Origin of the sequence: Dermacoccus sp. CCH2-D9 (genome assembly GCF_001556795.1) — a bacterium.
Taxonomy (GTDB): Bacteria; Actinomycetota; Actinomycetes; order Actinomycetales; family Dermatophilaceae; genus Dermacoccus; species Dermacoccus nishinomiyaensis.
This window is the reverse complement of sequence record NZ_LSJT01000137.1, coordinates 1-4,411: the sequence shown is the minus strand read 5'-3', so window position 1 is coordinate 4,411 and position 4,411 is coordinate 1. Positions and strand designations below refer to the sequence as shown.

Sequence of the window (4,411 nt, the reverse complement as noted above, 5' to 3'; positions counted from 1 at the left end):
GGGGCGGGTGGCGACGACGGACGACATGAATGGCCTCTCTCGGCGAGCGAGCATCCACCGGGTGCTCGCCTGGGTGGTGAATGGTTAGACCTCATCACCGCGTGGCTGAGAAAGAGCTAAGAGAGTGCGTTAGGGCTGGCCTCGGCCATGTGCAGGACCGGGTCTGCCGTTCGAGGAGCGGGGGCGCGCATCAGCCGAGGAGCGAGGTTTCGCTCCTCGGCTGTCTGACGCCTGCTCCTACGAGGTCAGCGGGCTTCGGTGAACTCGACGATGCGGCCCGCGACCGGGTCGTACTTGCGCAGCACGAGACGGTCGGGCGTCGTGCGGCGGTTCTTGCGCGTCGTGTAGCTGTAGCCCGTGCCCGCGGTGGAGCGCAGGGTGATCTTCGGGCGGTTCGTCGTGCGGGTCATGGTCTTCTCCTTCGTTCGACGGTGGGTTCAACATCCCTTTAGTGAGAATCATTCCCATATAGGCGGGCGTGGCGTTGGGGTACGTGGCAATCGCACGAGATGGCGAGTAACTCATGAGTGGGCGGGAAGTGGCGCGCCAAGTGTGAGTTGCCCGCCATCCTGCGCGAGCACCGGGGATGCGACGCGCTCGTGACCATCACAACTGCCTCCATCGGGGGCGGCGTCGCAATGGCCGTTGAATGTGGACAAGAATCGCAGATGGGTGCACGCCAGTGCGAAGACGAGGCCCCGGCTACGCCATGAGTGCCCCACCGGCGTCCCGCCGAGGGCTCAGCCCTCGAACAAGCGCGCGACATCGGCGCCGCTGACCTCGTCGAACGAGGCCTGCGACCACATCGGCTGGCGATCCTTGTCGACGAGTTGCGCGCGCACACCTTCGACGAAGTCGCCGTGTTCGATGAGGCCGCGCGCGAGCACCATGTCCTGAGCGAGCACCTCGTGCACCGAGTCCATGCCCGCCGCGCGCCGCATCGCCTCGACCGTCGCGGCGACAGACAACGGTGAACGCTGCGTCAGCAGGCCGGCCGCCTCACGTGCGGCCTCGACGTCGGACGTACGCAGCGTCTCGAGCACCTCGGACGGCGCGCGCAGATGCTCGCCGGAGCCGAAGGCCTCGTCGATCCAAGCCCGCTGCGCACCGAGAGGTGCATTGCCAGCGGCATCGAAAGACGCGAGCCGCGCAACGGCTGCGTCAGCGTCAGCACCCTCGGCGAGACGCTCGAGAACCGTTGCCCACGAGTCGGATTCGATGACGACGTCACTCAGCCCGACGTAGCAGGCGTCGGCGCCACCAACCGTCGTGCCTGTCAGTGCGAGGTAGGCGCCCGTGCCGCCCGGCGCGCGCGAGAGAAGGTAGAGCGCGCCCACGTCGGGGAAGAATCCGATGATCGTCTCGGGCATCGCGACCTTCGTGCGCTCCGTCGCGACGCGCAGCCCGGCGAACGCCGAGATGCCGACGCCGCCACCCATGACGATGCCGTCCTGATGGCTGACGATGAGCTTCGGGTAGTCGGCGATGAGCGCGTTCATGCGGTACTCGTCGCGGAAGAACTCGAACGCGCGCTCGCCGTCGCCGTCGACGAACGCTTCACGGACGCTGCGCACGTCACCGCCCGCGCACAGGCCGCGCTCGCCGGCGCCCTCGATCGTGATGGCGGTGACGGAGTCGTCGTCGCGCCACTGCTCCAGCGCGGCGCTCACGGCGTTCACCATGTCGGTCGTGAGCGCGTTGATGGCCTTGGGCCGGTTCAGCAGGATGCGCGCGAGTGAACCGCGACGGGCGACGAGGACGTCCGGCGTCGCGGTCTCGGTGAAATCGTCGGTCGTCGTGTCGGGCATGCGCGCCTCCTCGGGCGGGTGCGGCCAGTGCGGCTGGTGATCCCGGTCACCATAACCTCCACGCCCGACAACCCCGCCATTCCGCGGAAAGGGAGGGAGCGCCGAGCGTGTTGGCACGTACGAGACGCGCCCCCACCCGTCGGAATCGCCAGATCGCCGACCGTTGCCGGCCGACGCGAGAGGCGCGCGCCGCGGACTGCGCGCCTGCGACGAACCGCGAGGAGCGGTGGCCCGCCCGCGAGGTGCGTTCACGAATGAGAGCCACGCGCCGAGACCGTAGCGTCTGTGGTGCGGACGAGTGGCGCCTCATTAACCCGCTATTCATGCGCGGGGGGTAGGGATGTAGTGGTGAGTTCGTCGAAGTCTCGTCTTGCCGTTCCGCGCCCGACCAAGGCGCTCGTTGCCGGTTATCGCGCGGCTCGCCCAGCCGTCGCGCCGCTCGATCTGCCGACGCTGTCCGGTGAGCGCCCGCAGGTGGTGGCGCATCGCGGGGCGTCGCACCACGAGCCGGAGCACACGCTCGAGGCGTACGAACGCGCCATCCGCGTCGGTGCCGACGCGCTCGAGTGTGACGTCCGGCTGACCGCTGACGGCCATCTCGTCTGCGTGCACGATCGCACGGCGAAGCGGACGTCGAACGGGCGTGGCGCGATCTCGAACCTGGAGCTTGCAAAGCTCGAGGGCCTCGATTGGGGGTCGTGGAAGGCGCGTCTCGAATCTGACGACACCGACGACGACTGGGAGATCGCCGACCGCAGCGGCTCACGCCTGCTCACGTTCAAGGAGTTGCTGCGCACGACGCTCGACGCCGGGCGCCGCGTCGACCTCGCCGTCGAGACGAAGCATCCGTCGAAGCACACCGGACGCGTCGAGAAAGAACTGGCGCGCGCGCTCGCCGAATTCGGCCTCGACACGCCGGACCCGTCGCGTTGCAACGTCCGCGTCATGTCGTTCTCGCTGCCCGCCGTCTCCCGCATGACGACGCTGGCGCCGCAGGTGCCGCTCGCGTGGCTCATGGAGGGTGTCGTGCCGCAGCGCATCCGCGGCGGCCAACTGCCGCCCGGCATCTCAATCGCGGCGATGAGCGTCGGCATGCTGCGCCGCAACCCGGGCCTCGTCGCCGAACAGCACGCACGCGGACACGAGGTGCACGTGTGGACGGTCGACGACCCCGACGACATCCAACGCTGCCTGCGCAACGGTGTCGACGCCATCATCACCAACAAGCCCAAGAAGGCGCTCAAAGCTCGAGAGGCGTTCTGGGGCTGAGGGCAGGCGACACGGAGGGAGCCGCAGCCCTGCTGTATCGGGGCGCGTGGGGGTGCGACGCGGTCAGACGTGCTGACGTGGCACATCACCGCGGCTGCGGCATCCAGACCTCCGACTCGGAGTCGTCGGGGCAGTAGTGGCCGTTGGGAATCGTCTGCAGCTCGATGAGCATGCCCCACGGCGCCTTGACGTAGACGCTGCCGTTGCCCGGCGAATCCTCGTACCAGCTGTTGCCGTGCACCTCCGACAGCGCGATGCCCCCGGCGTCGACGAGGCGCTGTAGCGAGCCGTCGATGTCGTCGCAGTAGAAGCTGATGTGTTTGAGTCCGAAGTCGGCGAGTCCCGCCGCGGCGCGTTGCTCGCCACTGATCTCGAAGACCTCGAGGCCCGGGCCCTCGCCGATGACGAACATGTGCTGCTTGTGGATCGCGGCGCCCCGCGGCAGCCCGAGCTGCCGCTCGACCTCGTCGCCGCTGCGTGGCTCGTCGTCGGTGCTCAACCCGTCGTAGGCCACCTTCGCGCCGAGACCGTCGACGAAGAAACGCGTGGCGGCCTCGAGATCGGGCACGGTGACGCCGATGTGCTGGATGCCGCGGGGCAGGGGGTGTGATGTGGGTGCGCTGGTGTCGTGGTCGCTCATGTCGTCGACCGTAGGCCCGAGCCGCGCATCCTGCACGCTTCTGTCCAGCTCGGCGGTCATGAAATCGAGCGAAATGGGCGGATACGAGCGGCAGAGCGCTCGAAGTCACCCATTTCGCTCGGATTCGTCGCGGCGCACCCGTGGGGCCGCGCACCCAACCCCACGCCCGTTGCGATGTGTGGCAAGGTTGAACGAACGCTGAACACCACCCCGCCCCGCGAGGTCCGACCGCACGAGGTAGCCACGACATGTCGAGCGACGCCCGCGTCCGCACTGTCCGCCTGGACTGGACGCTCGAATCCGTGCCCAGCATCCGCCGCACCATTGTCGACGACCTCTCCGACGGCGAGATCAGCGACGAAGTCATCGGCGAATGCGAGATCGTCGTCAGCGAACTCGTCACCAACGCCATCCGCCACGCCAAGCCCCTGCCCGACGGCAGCATCCGCGTGCACTGGAAGGTGCGCGCCCCGCGCGTCGAGATCGAAGTGACCGACGGCGGCGGCGACGACATCCCCATGCCCAAACCCAAGAGTGAATGGGTCAACTCTGGCCGCGGCCTGCGCATCGTCCGCTCCCTCGCCCACGAATGGGGCGTCAGCGACGAACGCAACGGCCGCACGGTGTGGGCCAGTTTGGGCGGCCCGTCGCGCAGGCGCGCCTGACCTCGCAAGCTCGGGCAGGCCGCCTCCGC

General features: G+C 68.6%; 5 protein-coding genes. 2 read left to right on the top strand and 3 right to left on the bottom strand.

Features of this window, described 5'->3' with window-relative positions; all coding sequences use genetic code 11:
- Positions 1-245: 245 nt before the first annotated feature.
- Together rpmG and AX669_RS11250 are read right to left on the bottom strand one after the other, a co-directional pair.
- The gene (rpmG, locus tag AX669_RS11255; RefSeq protein WP_062258491.1) at positions 246-410 is read right to left on the bottom strand and encodes a 50S ribosomal protein L33; all 165 of its coding nucleotides are present in this window, start codon (positions 408-410) and stop codon (positions 246-248) included.
- A gap of 330 nt (positions 411-740) precedes the next feature.
- Positions 741-1,808: an enoyl-CoA hydratase/isomerase family protein gene (locus tag AX669_RS11250; RefSeq protein WP_062258489.1), complete on the bottom strand. Its 1,068-nt coding sequence runs from the start codon at positions 1,806-1,808 to the stop codon at positions 741-743.
- Positions 1,809-2,156: 348 nt separating this feature from the next.
- On the opposite strand from AX669_RS11250, the gene AX669_RS11245 reads away from it, so the two are divergent.
- Entirely contained in the window at positions 2,157-3,077 is a 921-nt protein-coding gene (locus AX669_RS11245) for a glycerophosphodiester phosphodiesterase family protein (RefSeq protein ID WP_231729585.1), read from the top strand.
- Between the two features lie 85 nt (positions 3,078-3,162).
- On the opposite strand, the gene AX669_RS11240 is transcribed toward AX669_RS11245, so the two are convergent.
- Positions 3,163-3,717 (bottom strand): VOC family protein, encoded by a 555-nt coding sequence (locus tag AX669_RS11240; protein WP_062258487.1) that lies wholly within the window; start codon positions 3,715-3,717, stop codon positions 3,163-3,165.
- Positions 3,718-3,965: 248 nt separating this feature from the next.
- On the opposite strand from AX669_RS11240, the gene AX669_RS11235 reads away from it, so the two are divergent.
- The gene (locus AX669_RS11235; protein WP_006947063.1) at positions 3,966-4,382 is read left to right on the top strand and encodes an ATP-binding protein; all 417 of its coding nucleotides are present in this window, start codon (positions 3,966-3,968) and stop codon (positions 4,380-4,382) included.
- Positions 4,383-4,411: the final 29 nt, after the last annotated feature.

Bases quoted from the DNA above. Each gene is read 5' to 3' on its own strand.
- rpmG (WP_062258491.1), bottom strand. From the start codon at position 410: ATGACCCGCACGACGAACCGCCCGAAGATCACCCTGCGCTCCACCGCG.
- AX669_RS11250 (WP_062258489.1), bottom strand. From the start codon at position 1,808: ATGCCCGACACGACGACCGACGATTTCACCGAGACCGCGACGCCGGAC.
- AX669_RS11240 (WP_062258487.1), bottom strand. From the start codon at position 3,717: ATGAGCGACCACGACACCAGCGCACCCACATCACACCCCCTGCCCCGC.
- AX669_RS11235 (WP_006947063.1), top strand. From the start codon at position 3,966: ATGTCGAGCGACGCCCGCGTCCGCACTGTCCGCCTGGACTGGACGCTC.